Source organism: Streptococcus sp. CF7_Ac1-12, assembly GCF_024295905.1.
Classification (GTDB): domain Bacteria; phylum Bacillota; class Bacilli; order Lactobacillales; family Streptococcaceae; genus Streptococcus; species Streptococcus mitis_AP.
This window is the reverse complement of sequence record NZ_JANCPG010000018.1, coordinates 17,651-38,116: the sequence shown is the minus strand read 5'-3', so window position 1 is coordinate 38,116 and position 20,466 is coordinate 17,651. Positions and strand designations below refer to the sequence as shown.

General features: G+C 39.2%; 14 protein-coding genes and 2 pseudogenes. 2 read left to right on the top strand and 14 right to left on the bottom strand.

From position 1 onward, the window contains the following. The 8 genes and pseudogenes from NMM17_RS08610 to NMM17_RS08575 form a co-directional block, all read right to left on the bottom strand. Positions 1-523: YSIRK-type signal peptide-containing protein (locus tag NMM17_RS08610; protein WP_254754254.1), on the bottom strand; the 523-nt coding region annotated here is incomplete at its 3' end. A gap of 608 nt (positions 524-1,131) precedes the next feature. Next, a complete protein-coding gene (locus NMM17_RS08605) occupies positions 1,132-5,154 on the bottom strand; it encodes a YSIRK-type signal peptide-containing protein (RefSeq protein WP_254754253.1) in 4,023 nt (1,340 codons plus the stop codon). A gap of 398 nt (positions 5,155-5,552) precedes the next feature. Further along, on the bottom strand, positions 5,553-5,948 hold the full coding sequence (locus tag NMM17_RS08600; RefSeq protein WP_254754252.1) for a YtxH domain-containing protein: 396 nt from the start codon (positions 5,946-5,948) through the stop codon (positions 5,553-5,555). Beyond that, a pseudogene (locus NMM17_RS08595) lies at positions 5,921-6,347 on the bottom strand (DUF948 domain-containing protein). The gene NMM17_RS08600 and the pseudogene NMM17_RS08595 overlap by 28 nt, the downstream one beginning before the upstream one ends. Then, complete coding sequence (lgt, locus tag NMM17_RS08590) at positions 6,348-7,136, bottom strand: prolipoprotein diacylglyceryl transferase (protein WP_254754251.1); 789 nt, start codon at positions 7,134-7,136, stop codon at positions 6,348-6,350. After that, positions 7,129-8,064: an HPr(Ser) kinase/phosphatase gene (hprK, locus tag NMM17_RS08585; protein WP_000115152.1), complete on the bottom strand. Its 936-nt coding sequence runs from the start codon at positions 8,062-8,064 to the stop codon at positions 7,129-7,131. Before hprK ends, lgt begins: the two co-directional genes overlap by 8 nt. Positions 8,065-8,193: 129 nt before the next feature. Continuing rightward, positions 8,194-8,370: a 30S ribosomal protein S21 gene (gene rpsU, locus NMM17_RS08580; protein WP_000048054.1), complete on the bottom strand. Its 177-nt coding sequence runs from the start codon at positions 8,368-8,370 to the stop codon at positions 8,194-8,196. A 488-nt stretch (positions 8,371-8,858) separates the two neighbouring features. Further along, positions 8,859-13,148 (bottom strand): YSIRK-type signal peptide-containing protein, encoded by a 4,290-nt coding sequence (locus tag NMM17_RS08575; protein WP_254754250.1) that lies wholly within the window; start codon positions 13,146-13,148, stop codon positions 8,859-8,861. 283 nt (positions 13,149-13,431) lie between these two features. On the opposite strand from NMM17_RS08575, the pseudogene NMM17_RS08570 reads away from it, so the two are divergent. Next, positions 13,432-13,530 (top strand): annotated as a pseudogene (locus NMM17_RS08570) (helix-turn-helix domain-containing protein); the annotation flags it as partial. A gap of 199 nt (positions 13,531-13,729) precedes the next feature. Here NMM17_RS08570 and NMM17_RS08565 read toward each other — a convergent pair. Beyond that, positions 13,730-14,437 carry a glucosamine-6-phosphate deaminase gene (locus NMM17_RS08565; RefSeq protein ID WP_000864590.1) on the bottom strand — a complete coding sequence of 236 codons (708 nt, stop codon included), beginning with the start codon at positions 14,435-14,437 and terminating at the stop codon, positions 13,730-13,732. Between the two features lie 150 nt (positions 14,438-14,587). Here NMM17_RS08565 and queA point away from each other — a divergent pair, with 150 nt between their 5' ends. Continuing rightward, the gene (gene queA / locus NMM17_RS08560) at positions 14,588-15,616 is read left to right on the top strand and encodes a tRNA preQ1(34) S-adenosylmethionine ribosyltransferase-isomerase QueA (RefSeq protein WP_001090133.1); all 1,029 of its coding nucleotides are present in this window, start codon (positions 14,588-14,590) and stop codon (positions 15,614-15,616) included. 76 nt (positions 15,617-15,692) lie between these two features. On the opposite strand, the gene NMM17_RS08555 is transcribed toward queA, so the two are convergent. From NMM17_RS08555 to NMM17_RS08535, 5 genes are read right to left on the bottom strand one after another with little or no spacing between them, the layout of a single operon-like run. Continuing rightward, a complete protein-coding gene (locus NMM17_RS08555; RefSeq protein ID WP_000759508.1) occupies positions 15,693-16,553 on the bottom strand; it encodes a YihY/virulence factor BrkB family protein in 861 nt (286 codons plus the stop codon). A gap of 27 nt (positions 16,554-16,580) precedes the next feature. Further along, a complete protein-coding gene (locus NMM17_RS08550) occupies positions 16,581-18,635 on the bottom strand; it encodes a sodium:proton antiporter (protein WP_254754249.1) in 2,055 nt (684 codons plus the stop codon). A gap of 11 nt (positions 18,636-18,646) precedes the next feature. Continuing rightward, on the bottom strand, positions 18,647-18,901 hold the full coding sequence (locus tag NMM17_RS08545; protein ID WP_020902458.1) for a hypothetical protein: 255 nt from the start codon (positions 18,899-18,901) through the stop codon (positions 18,647-18,649). Further along, on the bottom strand, positions 18,894-19,451 hold the full coding sequence (locus tag NMM17_RS08540) for a class I SAM-dependent methyltransferase (protein ID WP_000828425.1): 558 nt from the start codon (positions 19,449-19,451) through the stop codon (positions 18,894-18,896). Before NMM17_RS08540 ends, NMM17_RS08545 begins: the two co-directional genes overlap by 8 nt. After that, a complete protein-coding gene (locus NMM17_RS08535) occupies positions 19,435-20,391 on the bottom strand; it encodes a TIGR01212 family radical SAM protein (RefSeq protein WP_000867028.1) in 957 nt (318 codons plus the stop codon). The genes NMM17_RS08540 and NMM17_RS08535 overlap by 17 nt, the downstream gene beginning before the upstream one ends. Between the last annotated feature and the right edge of the window lie 75 nt (positions 20,392-20,466).

Here is a 20,466-nt window from a genome sequence, read left to right as displayed (position 1 = left end):
TAGCAGCAACTGATACCACTGTCACATCTTTAGACAAGAGTTCTACAAGCTCATCAATATCCTTTTGAGCTAGCTCAGAATTTTCTAGGGCCTCTTTCCCTTTTTGAAGTCTGTCTTTAACAGGTGAGACTACTGAATCGTCAAGGTTTAATTTAGTTGAAAGAAGAGAATTTAATTCTTCAACTACTTTTTTCAACTTGGCTTTATCGACTGTAGGCGCGTCATTCACAGCACTTGTAAGCGCTTGATTTTCTGAAGAATTTTTTCCTGCATCTACTTTATTTTCAGTAGGTTCCGCAATACCTTGAGGCGACTTAGGCTCATCTTTAGGGCTTACTACACCTGCAGCAGATGGTGCAGTATTTTCGCTTACACTATCCGCACTCGCAACGCGCGCACCCAAAAACATCAGCGCTGCTACAGCAACTGAAGCTGCACCAAAACTATACTTTCGAATAGAATAGCGCAAAACTTTTTCACGTTGCTGTCGATTTACTTTATATGAATTCGATTTGTGTTCCATTTCTCCTCCTAAGGACAATATAATTAAAAAGCAATCTTTATAACTTCAACTCCTTAAAAAGAGTTAAGCTACAAAAATCACTATGATGATTGCTATTAGCAAATAACATCACAGCTATCACAGCTATCACAGCTATCACAGCTATCACAACTCGATTATACCATTTTTAATATATTTAAACAAGTCAAAACCGATTTATTACATAAAACAAGGGATAAAATATTTAATTATTTATAAAATGTTATTATGTTATATGTATCAACATAATCAAATCTCTAGCTTTAAAATAAATCTGTAACCACTTATCATGTCAGATAATTCACCGTCATTTTTAATAGTAAAAACAATCATCTAGAAAATTTAATAGTAACAGATGACTCATCTATAGCAGATTGAAACTAGAATAGTATATCGGAACCACTAAAATATTTCTAGAAATTAGTCTTCTTACCTAATCGATTTATTCACATCTTATTTCAACATACCATAGAATCTACTTTTCAAAAAATACAACAACGGCCTTGTACCTCTTAAAATGAGGAACAAGGCCGTTGTTTAATATTTCATTGTCCACTTAACAATGAACAGTTCATCTTTTTACTAAATTTTTAGTCTTCTTTTTTCTTGCGAACTACAAGTCCAAATCCACTCAATAGTCCAAGAAGTCCTAGAGAGGCAAGAGTCGCATTTAATTCCGTTCCTGTATTTGGTAGTACATTTTGAAATTCATTTGACTTAGCTCCGTTATCAATAGTATCTGTAGTATTTTCATGTTTTGCATTCGGAGTAACTGAATCTGGAATTGGAGTTGAAGTTGTTGGTGCAGCTGTATCTTGACCAGGATTTCCATTAGCATCAGCTGTGACTGGCGCAACTGGAATTGGAGTTGTTAGCGCAGATGTATCGGGACCAGTATTTCCATTAGTATCAGGTGTGACTGGGTTTACTGGAATTGTATTTGGATTTGTACTTCCACTTGCTTTTCTGAAAATGTGGGTCATTACTGGTTCATTTTCATCAATCACAGTTCGTACAAATTCATATCCTGAAATTGATCCATGTTCCGAATCCTTTTCATTGCCTGTCTTAAGGGATGGTTTCAATACATTTCCATCTTCATCAATCCATCGAACCTCAATCATTAGCTCTGGCAACTCAATTGAATCTGGTAATACACCATTTTCAAAAATTGTTACTTTAGGTAGAGTTGCTGGAATTGTATTTGGATTTGTACTTCCACTTGCTTTTCTGAAAATGTGAGTCATTACTGGTTCATTTTCATCAATCACAGTTCGTACAAATTCATATCCTGAAATTGATCCATGTTCCGCATCCTTTTCATTGCCTGTCTTAAGGGATGGTTTCAATACATTTCCATCTTCACCAATCCAACGAACCTCAATCATTATCTCTGGTAATTCAATTGAATCCGGTAATACACCATTTTCAAACATTGTTACATTAGGAACTTCCAAAGATGGTTTACCTGGCTCAGTAATCGTACCTGTACCTGGTTTTTCTACATCTGGTAGATCACTATTTGGTACTTTACCTTTACCATCTTCGTCTGGGACTTCTACCTTAGTTCCTGGTGCGTATATTGAGCCATCTTGTGTCTTCGGTGTTGCTGTATCATCACCTGTCTTAGGATCTTGTTCTAACTCTACTTTTGCTTCTTTCGATTTCCCATCAGTTCGAACTGTTATAGGAGTTACCTTACCCGTTTTTGGATCAACTTCATAAGTTGTAGTGTTGATAACTTCACGACCTTCAGGATCTTTAGAGCGTTCAACCTTAGTTTTTGCTCCTACTTTAACGATTGTCTTACCTGCCGGGGTGACGACTGGATTACCAAGGTGTTCTGTGATATGACCGTCCTTTGGATCTACATCGTAAGTGGTTGTAGTGACTGCTTTACCTTTTTCACCCTCAGTACGCTGATCTTGTGTACCGAAGTCTTTTTCAACATCTTTAATGTATTCCACTTCTGGTTCAATAGGAGTTTCTAAGACTTTGTCTTTGGCACCAACTTTAACGACTTTTGGTACCATTTCTGTTCTACTAACAACCGGTGTCCCATCCGTTACTGTACCGTTAGTTTCATTAACAAGTGTTGATGTTGTTGTTACTATCTTACCTTCAGATCCATTATTAGTAACCGTAGTATTTCCTACATCTTTGGTTTTATCTGCTTCATACCGTGTTGTTACCGGAATTATTTTGGTTACGACTTTGGATTTGACGCCATTTGGACTGACAATGTCTTGCCTAACGGTTGGAATAAGGTCTCCTGTACTTTCATTCACTTCGTAAATTGTAGTCTTCTTAGCAACATCATCGACTTCTTTGAGGTATTCAACCTCATCCTTAGCTGGAACTTTGACCACTGTCGGTTTTGATGGAACTACTACTGCCGGTTCTTCATGTGGAATGAGGCTACCATCTGTAGGATTAACCGTGTAGGTGGTGGTTACTGTACTTGTTCCTAACGTACCAGCTGATGTGATTTTTACTTCACCTTTGGCTCTTGTGGCGTCTTTCTCGTAACGAATACTTGGCTCTATTGGCATAACGACAACCTTAGCCTTGGCTCCATCTTTCTTGAACACTTCCTTTTTCTCTGTTGGGGTAAGGACACCTGTGTTTGGATTGACTGCGTAAGTTGTAGTATTCTTAACAATATCATCGACTTCTTTGAGGTATTCAACCTCATCCTTAGCTGGCACTTTGACCACTGTAGGAGTTGAAGGTTTGATAACTGGTTGACCTTCATGTGGAATAAGGCTGCCATCTGTAGCATTAACTGTATAGGTTGTGGTTACTGTTCTAGTGCCTGAAATACCAGCTACTGTGATTTTTACTTCACCTTTGGCTCTTGTAGCGTCTTTCTCGTAACGAATACTTGGCTGTATTGACGTAGCGACAACTTTAGCCTTGGCTCCATCTTTCTCGAACACTTCATCAAGTGTATTTTTTGTAATCTGACCTGTATCTGGGTCTTTCATACTAACAGTTGTTGACTTAATGATGTCATCTCCGCGTTTACTATATACAGCAGTTTCTCCAACTTTTTCTACAGATTTAACTGTTGTTATTTTTTTATCTTGATAACCTGTCCCATCTAAAGAAATTCGTTTCCCAGATATAAACTCTGATCGTCTATTAATCATATCGGCTTCAAAATAAGAACGTGAACTATGACCTCCACTGGTTCGTCCAACATTTATAACAACATCACTATCATTGCTGACACCTTTTCTTATCGTCGAATCATTATCAACAATATAATGAGTCATTTTACCAGACTTAGCTATTTTTTTGCTATCTAAACCTTTTTGCCAAAATTCACGACCAGAAACCAAACTCGTCACTACTTTTGGGGCATTAAATGTTGTTCCTTTTTTTAATACATTATTATAAAAGTTTCTATAAGCCAACTGTTCTTTAGGAGACATGACTCTGCTGTCAGAATATGCCAACTCATAGGCTTCAACCATTGCCCGTTGTACTAAATATCCTCCTAAAGAATGTCCTGTTAAATAAAGATTGGTAATGCTCTTATCTTTAGCTAGTTCGCGCATGATATTTTCTGCATCTATCCCCTGTTGAGGATTTCTTCCAGTTCCCAGAGTGATATCTGCTTTAATATCTTTCACATCACTTGTTCCACGAAAGGCTAATACTTGTGCAGTTCCATTTGGTAAATATAAGAAATCACTCTTCGTCTCATACAACACAGCATCTAGTCCACTGGAGGTATGATAACTTTTCTTCCTCTCCCAATAAGGTCCTAATTCCTTATTCATCATCATATATTCATAACGTGGTTTACGGTCACCATTCTTTTTATATAACTCTGACTCTGTTAAAGGTTTCTTATGATCCAGCACTCTATCAATATAATTATCATCACGGTAGGACAATTCCATGAACATAATCATATCGCGCTCACTTACATTCCATTTTAATTTTTCATCTGGCTTTTCGTTACTGTCAATAATACCATCACCATCAGTATCTTCTAACATAGGATGACTATTGTAGCCTACATACTTTTTCCCGTCTTTTTCATAAATATAAAGTTCTTCTTTATCCTTCAAGTAATCATCATCTGTATAGGCTTCTGGACTTAACTGAGGGCCGTTTAATAACAAACTATCAAGCTTATTGCCTTCTGAACCGATTACTCCTGCTTTTATTTGCTTAGCATACTCATCAGTTAATTCATACTTTTTAACCTCGGAAGGATTTGATGCTGCTCTCACCGCTGGAGTGCTTGATCTGTCTTCACCCGCCACGAAATCCCTTGTGGTCAAGCTATTATTTTCCTTATCCCCAGATGTCTCAAGTCCTGTAGTCCTTGTAGATTCGATTGGGGTATCTTTGGGGGCTGGACTGGAAAGATCATCTCGATTTTCTGGTGAATTTTGAGCCTCTTGTTTTTTCTCCACAGTAGGGGTCGAATTCTCCCTTTCAGAATTAACTCCTATCTCTGTTGCCAAATTATTTCCCGTAGAAGCAAGCACTCCCTGAGATGGTGTAAACAAGGCAATTCCTATTAATACAGAAGCCACTCCAACAGAAAATTTTCGAATCGAAAAACGTTGACGTTTATTAAAAATATCTTTCATTTTACCAACTTTCTTTCTAGCTATTTTTTACAAAATAGAGGATTCTAATATTTTACATTGACAAAATACTAAACCGTTTCTTGACTAAAATTTTAGAGCTTTTCCTCTACTTTGTCCTAAACTATCGCATTGATTTCTAATCATAGAAAATGGATTGCTTAATATTACTAAAATATCAGTAAAATATAAAAAAATGTAAATATTTCACTTCTAACACTGCCATTATACCATAAAAATTCATAACACTCATATGTTTTAAAAAAGGTTTGTCAAAAAGCCTTTAAAATCAAAAAACACATAGTATCAAGTATTGAAAAAACTTGATACTATGTGTTTTATTGTGAGAAGATTTACTTCATTTTTTCCTAGAATTGAGTTTTTGCCCAGTCTCGTCAAATCTAGATTTTTTCTTCTTTGATATCAATCACAATCTCTTCTGATTCCTCAAGAGTTTCGGCCTTTTCTTGCCATTGCTCCTTGAGATTATTGAATCGATTTTTTGATGCTTCTGTCGCTTGACGGGCACATGATTTGGCTTGAGCAAGTACACTGTCCACAGTGATTTCACCTGACTCAACCTGTTCTTTGGTTTTCAGAACAAAATCTGTAGCCTGATCCTTAACTTCTGTCAGTTTTTCACAGACCTGCTCCTTGGCATACTCAGGATCTTCTCTCAAATCATCTAGAAAATCTTGAGCCTGACTGCAAACTTGCTTGCCCTTGTCACTTGTTAAAAACAAGGCAAGAGCTGCACCTGAAACGGTTCCTAAAAGGATTGAGGATAGTTTACCCATAAGAATTCTCCTTTTTTATTTTTTGAAAAATTTACTTGCGACACGTAGAGCTGACAAACTTGCACCAGTCTTAAGTGTTTTTGAACCAGCCGATGAAGCTTTCTTGCTCAAGACACGCGCATGATCATTGAGGTCTGAAACAGATAGAGATAAATCTGCAACAGCGCTAAAGAGTGGATCAATCGTTGCCACCTTGACATTGATATCATCTGCCAAGACATTGACCTTAGATAGCAATTCATTGGTATGATGTAAGGTCACATCCACATCTGAAGTTAAGGTTTTAATCGTCTTCTCTGTTTCATCAATAACACGACCAAGCTTTTGTACCGTGATAATCAGATAGACCAAAAAGACAATCAAAGCAATGGCTACAAGAATATATGCAACTTCTAACATTTAATTTTCCTCCTCTGTAACATAGTAAGGGGCCTTCTTTCGATTTTGATATAGAATGATAAAAATACCGAGACCGATAAGGACAACTGATAGCCATTGAGACACTCGAAGACCAAAGAACATAAGGCTATCTGTCCGCATGCCTTCGATGACCATTCGACCGAAACCATACCAAATCAAGTAGAAAGCAGTGATATGACCTCGTCTGAGACTCTTCCATTTCCGTCTGAATACCAAAATCAAGGCAAATCCAAGTAGATTCCATAAAGACTCATAAAGGAAGGTCGGCTGACGGTAGCTCCCCTCAATATACATCTGGTCACGTATAAAGCCAGGTAGATAATCCAGATTATCCACTGTTGCACCATAGGCTTCTTGGTTAAAGAAATTACCCCAGCGACCCAAACTTTGGGCAATCATGACGCTAGGCGCCGCAATGTCTAGAAAATCCCAAGTATTGATGAGTTTACGATCAGCAAAGATATAGAGTACAAGGGCACCAGTTATCAAACCACCGTAAATGGCCAAACCACCATTCCAAATGGCAAAAATTTCTCCCAAATTCTGACTATAGTAATCAAAACGGAAAATAACATAGTAGAGACGAGCTCCTAAAATAGCCAAAGGAAAGGCTATCAAGATAAAATCTAAAATATCGTCTGGTATAATTTTCTTTCTAGGCGCTTCTTTCATGGTCAAATAAACCGCAAGAATCAAGCCTGTCACAATACACAAGGCATACCATCGGATAGCTAGAGGGCCTAGATGAATAGCAATTGGATCAAGCATTAGGCACCTCGTTCTGAGCAATGAGATTTGTCAAACGTTCTTCGAATAAACGCGTCGCATCAAAGCCCATTTCCTTGGCACGATAGTTCATGGCAGCAGCCTCAATGACGACAGAGATATTCCGACCTGTTTTAACTGGAATTCGGATACGAGGAATGCCTACGCCAGAAATTTCTATTTCCTCTGCATTGTTTCCCAGACGATCAAAAGTCTTATGCGTATCGTAATTTTCCAAGTAAACAGCCAGCTGGACTTGTGAAGAATCCTTGACCGCACTCGCACCGTAGAGGCTCATAACATCGATAATCCCAACCCCACGAATTTCAATCAAGTGTTTCAAGATTTCAGCTGGTTCACCCCAAAGAGTAATCTCATCCTTGGCAAAGATATCGACACGGTCATCAGCTACCAAGCGGTGACCACGTTTTACAAGCTCTAAACCTGTCTCACTCTTACCGATACCGCTATCTCCCTGAATCAAGACACCCATCCCATAGATGTCCATCAAGACACCGTGCACACTGGTACGTTCTGCCAAACGAGAATCCAGATAACTAGATAGCTCTCCAGACAAACGACTAGTAGCTGTACGACTGGTTAAAATAGCAATCTTACATTCTCTGGCTGCCTTTAGCATCTCCTCGGGAACCACCAAACCTCGAGCAACAATGACCGCAGGTGTCTCAGGTAGAAACATTTTTTTCAAGACTTGGTAACGATTGTGAGAGGACATCGAAACAAGATAGGACCACTCCTTCATTCCCAAGAGCTGGATTCGCTCTGGCGTGTAGTAGTCAAAATATCCTGTCATTTCAAGACCAGGTCGCGTAATGTCCGCGGTATTAATTTCCTTTTCAAGTAATTCTGGTTCGCCATAGACAATGTCTAGTCTAAGCTTTTCAATCACTTCTTTTACTAAAACCGACATCATTTCCTCCTTCAAATGAGTTCTTCTCTCTATTATATCAAATTGTAGGAGGATATTTCAGATTTTTGCAGGCTTTGTAGTATTTATTTAAAAGAAAAAGACTAGATTTCTCTAGCCTTTCAGTTCTAATTAGAATTTTTTACGTTTACGAGCTGCTTCTGATTTACGTTTACGTTTTACAGAAGGTTTTTCATAGAATTCACGTTTGCGTGTTTCTTGAAGAGTACCAGCTTTAGTAACCGCACGTTTGAAACGACGAAGTGCGTCGTCAAGAGATTCATTCTTACGTACTACTGTTTTAGACATTTTTTTCACTCCCTTCAAGTTCAATATCTATTTTATTCTACACGTAAAAGGAATAATTGTCAAGCAAAAATGCGATTTAATTTTGATTTTTTCTGCCATTTATACAAGAGTTGAAAGCGCTTAGCACCTGTTTATATTGATGAAACAGGATTCAGTACTTATTTTTATCGAGAATATGATCACTCATTAAAGGGATAGATCATATGTCTAAAAGAAGATATCAGAGGATTTCTTTGGTTGTAGCGCCTTCCTACTAGGAGATTTCTTATGAGAGGTACTTGTTTAAGCTTTGAAAATCGGACTTATACTCTTCGAAAATCTCTTCAAACCACGTCAGCTTCGCCTTGCCGTAGGTATATGTTACTGACTTCGTCAGTTCTATCTGTAACCTCAAAACACTGTTTTGAGTAGCCTGTGGCTAGCTTCCTAGTTTGCTATTTGATTTTCATTGAGTATTATCATCTGATGTTTATCAAACAATCTACCAATTAAGCTTCTTCGTCTTCTTTACGACGACGGCCTGCAAGACCAAGACCAAGTAATGCACTTGCGGCCGCTACTACCATAGATACTACAGAATCTACTGTACCTGTGTTTGGCAATTCTTTAGCGACTGTACGCACACTTGCTTGTGCTGATGCTATGTGACCAGCGTTAACTGCTGCTTGAGTAGTAGTTGGAGCTACAGCTGGTGTTTGAGCAGCTTGGTCGTTAGTTGGAGTTGCATGATCAGTTGATAGAGCAACTTTCGCCATGAAGTCTTCGATACGTTTAATCATTGCATCCACTTCTGCTTGACTTGTGTCTGCATTAGCAAATACTTTCTTAGCATCTGCTGATAATGCATTCGCTTCTTTTGCAGTTTCTGCATCAAGCTTAGCTGATTCTTGGATGATTAGTTCATCTAATTGACGAATAGCACCTTCTAACTTCGCTTTATCCACTTTTGCATCAGTGTTAGTTGATCCGTTATTTCTGCCATAATCTGGAAGAGAAGTTTCTGGTTTAGACTCCCCACTTTGTGAAGCAACAACTCTAACCGGTACTTTTACAGTTATTTCTTTTCCATCTGCTAATCTTAACATTACTTTAGCAAACTTGTCACCTAATGTATTTGTATCCGGTAAATCTATGCTAATGACCGTAATACTCTCTGGTAAGTTTAGTTTAGCAATGATATCAGCTTGATGAATTGCTTTTCCACGTTCAACTGTTACTACTCCAGTAATAGATGATTGAATGAATGCTTCAAGGTCAAAAGATGGTCGTTCATAAACTAATGAATCTTGATCCATTTGGTATAGGAATGTACGTAAAGCTTTATCTAGTTCAGCTTCAGTTGTCGCTTTATCAATGGCATCTGTTGCATCTGTTGCTTCTTTAGCTACTTTGACTTTTTCTTCTGCCTTTTGTTCTGGCGTGAAGCTTGTACTAGCTTCAATAGCATCCGTCGCTGTTTTAGCAGCATCAGCAATTTCTTTTTTAGCAGCTTCTCTGTCAAGATCCTTTAACAATTCTACAGCTTTATCTAATTCTGCTTTTACTGCATCTACTTTTGCTTGTGCTGCTGTAACTTCTTCTTTAGTCGCATTATTTTCTTTTGCTAAAACTTTTTCAGCTTCAGTTTTTGCCGCTTCTAACTCTGTTGCTAGTTGAGCATATTTTTCATTATAGGCAGTAATACTATCTTGAGTTTTACCTTCTGTACTTGCTTTTGTTAGTTTTCCAGCATCTGCTTCTAATTTTGTTTTTTGCTCTTCTGTTGCTTTATCTACTAACGCTACTTTGGCTTTTTCTAACTCGTCTTTCCTAGCTTTTACTTCTGTTAATGCTTCTGCAACTTCTTCTGGTGTTACATTGGGATTTGCCATTAATCCCTCGGCTTTTGCTACTGCGGCATCCGCTGCTTGTTTAGCTGCTGTATACGCTGCTGCTGTAGAAGTTGTTTTGCCATCGGTTGCGTTTTCTACTTTCGCTAATTCTTTTAATGCATCTTTAGCTGTTGCTAAGTCGCTAGTATTCGCTTTGTCTTTTAGTAGTGCATTGGCTTTTGCTAATTCAACTTTTAATTTATCCACTTTTGCGATTGCTGATGTTGCATCTGCTTGTGTCGCATTATTTTGTTCTGCTTTTCTCACTAAATCTGCTGCTGTAGCTTTCGCTTCTGTTAAATCTGTTTGAATCGCTTCTACTGCTTTTTTGTACGCTGCAATACTTGCCGGAGTTTTTGCTGTTTCAAATGTACTTGCTGATGCTGGTGTTAATGATACGTCTGCTTTTCGTAACTCTGATACTTGATCATCTGTCGCTTTGTCCACTAACACTGCTTTGGCTGCTTCTAGTTTTGCTAATACTCCATCAACTGCCGCTTGCGCTTTTAATGCCTCGTGTTCACTTGCATTGTCCCCAGCTTCTTTGATCGCTGTTGCTTTGTTTTTTGCCGCTTCTAACTCTGTTGCTAGTTGAGCATATTTTTCATTATAGGCAGTAATACTATCTTGAGTTTTACCTTCTGTACTTGCTTTTGTTAGTTTTCCAGCATCTGCTTCTAATTTTGTTTTTTGCTCTTCTGTTGCTTTATCTACTAATTCAGCTCTTGCTATTTTTAATTCTGCTAATTTTTCATTTAATTCACTTGCAATAGTAGCTACTACATCTGGATCCGGATTATCTTGATTTAATATTTTTTGTGCCTCTGTTTGAGCATTGATTGCTTCTGTTTTTGCAAAATCATAAGAGGTTATAGAAGTTAGTGTCTTACCGATTCTTGGATCTGGATTTTCATTTATTAAATTTAATAATTTAGTATTTGCAGTATCTAATTTTGATTTATCAGTTCTTAACGCTTGTTGAGCCGCTAACACAGTCGTTACGATATCTTTATAGTCTTGAGTTTTCTTTAAATCTCCTGTCAATAATTTATTAACATTTTCTAATTGTGTTCTATAGTCATTGATAGTTGCTTCTGTTTTTCCTTTGGTATCTTTTTCTTCTGTTTCTTTTAACTTATTGTAAACTCTTTGTAAAAGTGCTTTAGCAACCCTACTTGTATCTTGCTCAAGAGTAAACCCTAGTCCTGAAATAGGTAAGGCATATTGCTTCCATGGAACTTGATATCCCATTCCTAGATTTGCATTATCTCCCGGGCTTATACGAACAGTGTACTCCGTAACATTAGGTTCCAAGACTATTCCTTTACTTGTAAATGTTCCCGTACTAGTACCCAATCTTCTTTTATTAGGATCTTGTTCTAATTTTTCATTTAATGTTTCTCTAGTAGGTAGTGAAGCCCTATTCGTATCGAAATATTGATCTCTTCCAATGATAGGTGCAACTACTTTTTTAGTTTCATCCTCTCTATTTTCATTAGGGCTAAATATTTGATCGTATATTGTTCTAGTAGTACCGGACTCATCTTTTGCGAATACTTCTACTCTATATTTTGCTTTCTTACCATCAATATCTCCTGTAAATCCTGTTTTAAAAGAAACAATAACATCAGATCCAGTAGACTTAGAATAAGCTTTGAATGTTTTTTCAATCCCTTTAAATTTAGCAAGCCCTATTCCTTTATTCGCGTAATGCCTTTCTGCCACATATACACTGCCATCATCTACAGCTTCTTCTTCAGTAGCTTTTGTTCTAACCTCTGCTAAAAATAAGGCATAATCTTTAGAACGATCAAAAGTACTCTCATTTAACCATGTCCGATACGGTCCATTCTGAACCAATACTGTGTTTACAGTTTCAATAGGAAATACTCCTTTGTCTGTTCTTCTTGCAATAGCAAAGACTCCTCCACTAGTGGCTTTCCAACCACCGAACTCATTAATATCTTTAACTTCTCCAGGAGCTATCTTTTGTAGTGCACCAACTTCGTTAATAGAAGTTATCTTTGTTTCATTAGTTATTTTTGTTGGTAAATTTATTAAACTATTCGCAACTTCTTTAAGATTGGCACTATCTCCCGGCAATGTATACGTTTGATTCGCATCTGGATCAGTATCTGTCGTTGTCCCATCTGTTCGGAATGGGTTGTTTCTGTCTAGGGCTTGTCCATTACGTGGATCATGTTGTCCTGAGTTTGCGATAGAGTTGGTTCCTGTAGCTTTATCAGTAGTGCTTGCTTTCTTACCGACAGTCGCTTTTCCTTCTGTGGTATCTAGTTTAGGACTTTCCACTTGCGCTTTAGGCTTATTACGTAAACCGCTGCTAGCTGTCATAAGAAGTTTTCTGTAAGCTTTTGTTAACTCGTCTTGACTTTTGGCTGTTGTTAGGGCAAGTTTTGCTAATTCTAAATGTTCTTTAAGGGTTGCGACACTTTCATCTGTCTTAGTCGCATAGCTACCTGAGGCTAATTTAGCATCAATTTCTGCTACGTAATCTTCCAGCTGTTTTTTATCCAGATCAGGTGTAGCTTTTTCTTCTGCTTCTTCTGTTACTGAAGCAGGAGATGATACTACTGGCGCTGGAGTCGCAGTAGTAGATGTTTCTTCTTGACCTTTCGGAGCAGTAGTCTCACTGCTACCAGAATTTCCATCCAACTGATTGACTACTGGAGTCGCCCCGTAGGTTCCATTCTGGACATCTGGGTCTTTCAGTGGCGAGCCTTGTCTTCCCTCATTAGTTGGAGTTACACCTTGCTCTGTGGCAGACACTGTCCCATTTCCTGGAAACATGAACAAGGCTGCTACTGCAACACTAGCAGCACCAAAACTAACCTTACGAATCGAAAACCGCAAGCGCTTTTCTCTATCTTCATTACCTTTATAAAACATATATCATTTTGCTCCTTTTCCGATAATTATCGGTTAATATACAATGGAAGGACAAATAAAAAGCCCCCCCTAAAATATTTATGCATATTTTAGACTGACTTAACTCATTATACTCCTTTTCATTTTATAAATCAAACATTGTGAACTTAGCTTGATATGATACGGTTTATGCATAACTTCTCAAAGTAACTTCCACTTACCTAACCGAAGTGGAAATTAGTCTAAAACGGATTTTTATGGTGGAATTAAGTCTGAGACGTTTGAGTTAGAAATGAGGTCTACTATGACAAAACATAAACACCTTACCCTTTCAGACCGCAATGATATCCAATTGGGCTTAGAGCGCGGTGAAACCTTCAAAGCTATCGGGCAACTTATTCTAATCATTTTGCTTACAAAAGCGATGAAATCAAGCATGATTAAAACCAGTGGAACTTACCCTGACACGGATTTCCACTGGTTTTTAGGATTTTTATCAGACTAACTTCCACTTGGATTAGCGGTGGAACTTAGTTTGGGAATTTACCATTTTTTCTTCCATTTATACAAGAGTTGAAAGCGTTCAATAGAACATTGCTTTTTTATTTTTCGAGTAAGCTAAGCGCTTCAGCATCTGCGATGATGGTTACATCAGAGTGATTTTGGAGGCTACTTGCAGGTAGGTTCTCAGTCACTGGGCCAGATACTGTTCCGGCAATGGCTTCTGCTTTCGACTCACCGTAAGCAAAGAGAATAATAGACTTGGCATCCAAAATGTTTTTAATCCCCATTGAAATAGCTTGGGTTGGGACGTCTTCAATCTTGTCAAAGAAGCGCGCATTGGCTTCAATAGTAGACTGGTCCAGTTCAACTAGATGCGTTTGACTGTCAAAAGGAGTACCAGGTTCATTAAATCCAATATGTCCATTGCGACCAATTCCCAAGATTTGTAAATCAACAGGATGGTCAGCCAAAATTTGATTGTAGCGTTCAACTTCAGCTTCAGCATGATCCTTAACACCACGAGGCAAAAAACTTTCTTTAAATGGTTTTTGGTTGAACAAGTTTTCTTGCATGAAGTAACGATAAGACTGTGGGTTGTCCCCATCTAGCCCTACATACTCATCAAGGTTGACACTGGTTAGATTTGAAAAATCAAGGTCACTCTCAACAATTTCCTTGTAAAATTCAAGTGGGCTGCTTCCTGTCGCAAGTCCTAGGGTTTGAGCTCCATTGGCCAATTTTTCCTTCAAAATCTCAAAAGCAACTTTTCCACCTTCGATTTGGTTTTCAACTTTAATAACTTTCATCTTTTCATCCTCCATTTCTGTCTATATTTATTATATGGTATAGACCAATTTTTGTCAAGTGAAAACGATTTAATTTTCAAAAAAAGAGCGACTATACTTGAAACATGTTATAATGGATAAGATTAGAACTTAGAAAGAATGAACAGAAATATGAATACAGCTGATTTTGATTTCCACTTGCCTGAGGAATTGATTGCCCAAACACCCCTTGAAAAACGAGATGCCTCTAAACTCCTTATCGTCAATCGTGAGACGGGAGAAATGCAGGATAAACACTTCCACTCTATTATTGATATGCTGGAACCTGGTGATGCTCTTGTCATGAACGATACCCGCGTTCTCCCTGCCCGCCTCTATGGTCAAAAGGAAGAAACTGGAGGTCATGTGGAACTGCTCCTACTCAAAAACATTAGTGGTGATGAGTGGGAAGTTCTGGCTAAACCTGCCAAACGCCTCAAGGTCGGTACTCGTGTCAACTTTGGTGATGGCCGTCTCAGCGCTATCGTTACGGAAGAATTGACTCACGGGGGCCGCATTGTCCGCTTTGAATACCAAGGAATTTTCCTAGAAGTCTTGGAAAGTCTGGGAGAAATGCCGCTACCACCTTATATCCACGAAAAATTGGATGACCGTGAACGCTATCAAACGGTCTACGCCAAGGAAAGCGGCTCTGCTGCTGCACCGACTGCTGGTCTTCACTTCACCAAAGAACTACTGGCAGAAATCCAAGCTAAGGGTGTTCATCTAGTCTATCTGACTCTTCATGTCGGACTCGGAACCTTTAGACCTGTTTCTGTGGATAATCTGGAAGAACACGAAATGCACTCAGAATTCTACCAACTTTCTGAAGAATCGGCTGCCACTCTTCGCTCTGTTAAGAAAAATGGTGGTCGTGTTATTGCTGTCGGAACCACTTCTATCCGCACCTTGGAGACTATTGGTTCCAAGTTTGAGGGGCAAATCCAAGCAGATTCTGGCTGGACCAATATCTTTATCAAACCTGGCTATAAATGGCAGGTCGTGGATGCCTTCTCAACCAACTTCCACCTGCCAAAATCAACTCTGGTTATGTTGGTTTCTGCCTTTGCAGGCCGTGAATTAGTCTTAGATGCCTACCACCATGCCATTCAAGAACACTACCGCTTCTTTAGTTTTGGCGATGCCATGTTTATCTATTAATTTTCATAATCAAAAAAGCGCATATTATCAAGGTTTTATAAAGCCTGATAGTATGCGTTTTGTAGTGGATAAGGAATTAGTCTTTTCTAAAGCTCGGATCTTTCAAACTCTGGACACTGGCATTGATAACCGCACCGACAATTAAAATCTTAGCGATAAGAATAAACCAAAACATCATGACCACCACGACGACGGAACTGAAAAAGCGCACGTCCACTAGGTGATTGACATAATTGTTGACATAGACTGAAAATATATTGAGCAGTAAGACCAGGGTCAACAAGACAAAGATACTACCTGGCAACACATAGCGAATCCGTCGTACCTTAACATTGGGCAGGAAATAGTAGAGCACGACCAAGATTGCAAAAATCAAGGCATAGACCAAGGGGCCTGTTAGATCTTGCAGATAATCAAAGAGAGGACTATCCGATTTCCAGTAGCTTTTGATAAGGTTGAGAAGCATGCGACCAAAGACACTGAGAAAGAGAGCTAAGGCAAAAAGGATTTGCAAGCCAAAACTGACTAGTAAACTCATCAATTGCTGGTAAATTAAACCTCTACTCTTAGCTACTCCGTAAGCTTTATTAAAGGCTTTCTGTAGGAAATTCATGGATTTTGAAAAGGTCCATAGGGCTGACAAAACCGCAAAACTCAATAAGCCCGTTGAAGGTTGGGTCAGCACTTCTGTAATAATCTTTGCCACCACATCATACATGGTATCGGGCAAAAATTCATTGACAACCTTTAAAAAATTGGAAACTGGAATCTGAAAATAAGGGAGGATATTGACCACCACCAAAAGTAGGGGAAATATCGAGATCAACCAATAGTAGGCTACTGCGACACTGGTCAACTCACTATCTGATGCTTGATAATAATGCAAAAAGGCTTTTAATAAAGGCTTGTCTATCAGCTCTTTCCACCACTTTTTCATGTCACACTCCTTCACTTATAATCTTGATTAATTTCTTCTTACCAATTCCATCATATCATAAGGTAGGGTATTGGCAGCTTCCTTCAAGGAATAGTTCTCTAAGTTATTGACATTTTGTCGTAACTTCTTAGCATATTTGGTCGTAATTAACCGTTTTTCTTCATATTCAAAAATCATCTTGCGCTCCAGATAATAACCTCTCAGCATCTCATCGATATTGTTTGGTTTAACACGATTGATAACCCGTTCGACAAAGGCACCACTAGTGATAATAGCTGTTTCACGAAGACGAGAATCCTGCATGAAGCTGATCAAAGAACTCTTATAAACCCCTTTTAGGTTCTCCAAACTTTCGATAATCATCTCTGTATTTTCTAGATAGAGCTCTGCAATTTGATCATAGTCAAGAGCTCTGAGTTTCTGTGATTCTTCATTTTTCCAACTGCGGAATGTCTTGCCAAGAGTAAAGACTTCGTGGAGGAGAAAACGTAAAATCCGCAAGGAAACAAGGAAATAATAGGTCAATCGTGAAGCAAACTTGCGATTGATACCTTGTTCCATGCTTTTCAAATAACGTTGGTAGACTCGATAAGCACGCTCACTCATCTTTCCTTCTTCGTAGGCTTGTTCTAAACCATCACTTTCAATACTGAGGATAAGAAGCTTCAAGGCCTCCCAGTCTTCTTGAGCCCCCTTATTTTCTTGACTCAGGATCAGATTTTCAATACGTCCATGATAATTGTCAATAGCCGCATAGAGAGGAAGTTTATTTCTGGTGTCTTCCAACTCTTTTTCCAACTCTAGCGTTACCTCATTCAAAATAGCGATATGCATGAGATGGTCCTTGCTTTCTTCCTGTTCATCAGAAAGATGAGGCAAGACCAAGAGACCTGTTAAAAAGCTTACAAGCGTCACACCTGCGACAAGGAATAGCAAGAGAGGATATTCCTGTTCTAAATCACTTGGTATCAGAAGAATCGTAGCAATCGACACTGTTCCCTTGACACCTGAGAAGGTCAAGAGAAGCATATCCTTCATATACTTATTTAACTTTTTTTTGAGGCGTCGAGTCCTATAGGCATAGTATCCATAGATCATGACAAAACGAATGGCAAAGAGGACAAAGGTAAGGGCTATAAGAGATACCAATAAAAGTAAGGGATTATAGATTGGATTGGTCAAGATAGGTTCTGCTATCATTTCCAACTCCATCCCTAAAATCACAAAGACAGAACCGTTTAGCATAAAATTCACTGTATGCCAGACCGTCTCGGTCACCGTATCCACCTGGGCTTCAAGGAGCGTAATTTTCTTAAAACGGCTTGCCTTTAAAATCCCAGCAACTACAACGGCAATAATCCCTGAAACGTGGACTTCTTCTGCCAGGAAGAAGGTTACCAAGGGCAAACTCAATTCTAATAAAAGTTCGCTGGCAATATCCGTTGCTCGTACACTAAGTAAGAAACTATGGAGGAAACGGTTGGTCATGGCTGTTAAAAAGCCAATCAAAAAACCGCCTAGGATTGAAAAGATGAGCGAACTACTCGCTTGCCCAAGGGAAAAGGCCCCAGTTGTCCAAACTGTCAAGGCTACCTGAAAGGCAACCAAGCCAGAAGCATCATTCAAGAGTCCTTCACCCTTAAGGATATTGGACACGCGCTTAGGAAAGCTAAACCGCTCCGAAAGAGAGGCAAAGGCTACCAAGTCCGTAGGGCCAAGTGCCGCCCCAACAGCCAAGCAAGCCGCCAAGGGAAGACTGAGCCAAAGAAGATGGGACAAGCCACCCAAACTCAGGGTCGAGATGAAAATCACTGGAAATATGAGATAAACAATGATTCGCCAGTGTTTTAAAATAGCCGTAATATCTGCTTCCTCCGACTCTCGGAAAAGCAAGGGCCCGATAACCAGTGCCAAAAACAACTCCGTATTGAGGTGAAAGTCGGTATTGGGTAAAAAAAGACCAATCACGATTCCCAAAAGAATCTGCACCAAAGGGAGAGGCAAAAAGGGCAGGAGCTTATTGGTTGTACTTGAGACAATCAAGACCAGTAAAAATAGGATAAGGTAAATCAGTAATTCCACGGACTTCCTCCTTAATTTTTTTTACAACAGGATTCAAATATCTCCTTCTGCTCTTTGATTTTTTGATCAATCTTGGAACAATCTTTGTGCTCAATTTTTCTCTGGCACCGTTCCATCTCAAGAGCAACTAATTTTTTCTTGATTTTAAGCATTTTTTTGCTCATGTGTGCTTGGTCTAGCACTCCCACCGCTCGTTCGTGGTGGGTTGACTCAACAAAATTCTGGCGCATGGCATCCAGCTTTTCACGTAGGTATTGTTTATCCATGTCTATATCTCTCTAATTTTTCAATCATTACTAAAAATGGTGGGTTGTTGACTTGGTTTAAAGTTCGGTAAATAGCAGCTGTGTACTCTTGTTGGTTCAACTGACTGACAAAATCCAAGACAGCATCCCTCTCGAGGTCGCCTCCTTCATGACCATAGTAGATCATGATAGCAATCCGTCCCCCTTTGACAAGCAAATGACACAGCTTTTCTAATGCTTCAATCGTTGTCTGAGGTTGGGTGATGACAGACTTATCAGCTGACGGCAGATAGCCCAGATTGAAAATCCCTGCCTTGGCTTCTGTCACAAACTGGTCCAGTGTCTCATGACCTTGCAAGATTAACTGGGCATTTGTCATTCCTGCTTGGTTCAAACGCTCTTGGGTCTTTTCCAAGGCTTGCTCCTGAATATCAAAGGCATAGACTTGCTTAGCTAGCTTGGCTAGAAAAAGCGTGTCATGACCATTTCCCATGGTCGCATCCACTACGATATCCTCTTTTGTCACTACCTCAGCCAAAAAATCATGTGCCATCTCAAGTGGTCTTTTCATTTTCAAACTCCTGTTTTACAGCCTTGCATCCTTGAATACTTCCACGACGTCGCATCTCCATCTCAATGCTGTTGAGCACTTCCCACTTATTGAGGCTCCACATAGGCCCAATCAGCATATCCCTAGGTGCATCTCCTGTGATTCGATGGATGACAATATGCTTGGGAATGATTTCCAGTTGGTCACAGATGACCTTGACATATTCGTCCTGACTCATCAGTTGCAAACGTCCCTCGTGGTAGTCCCGTTGCATACGAGTATTGGTCATCAGGTGAAGCAAGTGCAGTTTAATCCCTTGAATATCGTTATCCGTGATACAACGGCGGACATTTTCAATCATCATCTCATGGGTTTCACCAGGAAGTCCGTTGATCAAATGAGAAACAATCTCAATCTTGGGATATTTTCTCAAACGCTTGACCGTCTCCACGTACAATTCATAGGAGTGGGCACGGTTAATCAGATCAGAGGTTGCCTCATAAGTGGTCTGCAAGCCCAATTCAACCGTCACATGCATGCGCTCCGATAACTCAGCCAAATATTCAATGGTTTCGTCTGGTAGACAGTCTGGGCGCGTTCCGATATTGATTCCTACTACACCTGGCTCATTGATAGCCTGCTCATAGCGCTCTCGAATGACTTCCACCTTTTCATGGGTGTTGGTAAAATTTTGAAAATAAACCAGATACTTCTGCACATCTGGCCACTTACGATGCATAAAGTCAATTTCCTTATAAAATTGCTCACGGATAGGCGCATCCGGTGCTACGATAGCATCTCCAGAACCTGAAACCGTACAAAAAGTACAGCCTCCATGAGCCACCGTTCCATCACGATTGGGACAGTCAAACCCCGCATCAATAGGGACTTTAAAGGTCTTTTCTCCAAAGAGTTTTCGATAATAATCATTCAAGGTATTATAAGATTTCATAACTTTCATTATAACAAAAATCACCCACAATCTCAAAAGCCTGACTTTCCTATAAATTCCTCTGTTTCTCGTTTCCATTAGCGA

Excerpts from the sequence above, each read along its gene's own strand:
- NMM17_RS08605 (WP_254754253.1), bottom strand. The coding sequence starts at position 5,154 with ATGAAAGATATTTTTAATAAACGTCAACGTTTTTCGATTCGAAAATTT.
- NMM17_RS08600 (WP_254754252.1), bottom strand. The coding sequence starts at position 5,948 with ATGGGTAAACTATCCTCAATCCTTTTAGGAACCGTTTCAGGTGCAGCT.
- lgt (WP_254754251.1), bottom strand. The coding sequence starts at position 7,136 with ATGCTTGATCCAATTGCTATTCATCTAGGCCCTCTAGCTATCCGATGG.
- hprK (WP_000115152.1), bottom strand. The coding sequence starts at position 8,064 with ATGTCGGTTTTAGTAAAAGAAGTGATTGAAAAGCTTAGACTAGACATT.
- rpsU (WP_000048054.1), bottom strand. The coding sequence starts at position 8,370 with ATGTCTAAAACAGTAGTACGTAAGAATGAATCTCTTGACGACGCACTT.
- NMM17_RS08575 (WP_254754250.1), bottom strand. The coding sequence starts at position 13,148 with ATGTTTTATAAAGGTAATGAAGATAGAGAAAAGCGCTTGCGGTTTTCG.
- NMM17_RS08565 (WP_000864590.1), bottom strand. The coding sequence starts at position 14,437 with ATGAAAGTTATTAAAGTTGAAAACCAAATCGAAGGTGGAAAAGTTGCT.
- queA (WP_001090133.1), top strand. The coding sequence starts at position 14,588 with ATGAATACAGCTGATTTTGATTTCCACTTGCCTGAGGAATTGATTGCC.
- NMM17_RS08555 (WP_000759508.1), bottom strand. The coding sequence starts at position 16,553 with ATGAAAAAGTGGTGGAAAGAGCTGATAGACAAGCCTTTATTAAAAGCC.
- NMM17_RS08545 (WP_020902458.1), bottom strand. The coding sequence starts at position 18,901 with ATGGATAAACAATACCTACGTGAAAAGCTGGATGCCATGCGCCAGAAT.
- NMM17_RS08540 (WP_000828425.1), bottom strand. The coding sequence starts at position 19,451 with ATGAAAAGACCACTTGAGATGGCACATGATTTTTTGGCTGAGGTAGTG.
- NMM17_RS08535 (WP_000867028.1), bottom strand. The coding sequence starts at position 20,391 with ATGAAAGTTATGAAATCTTATAATACCTTGAATGATTATTATCGAAAA.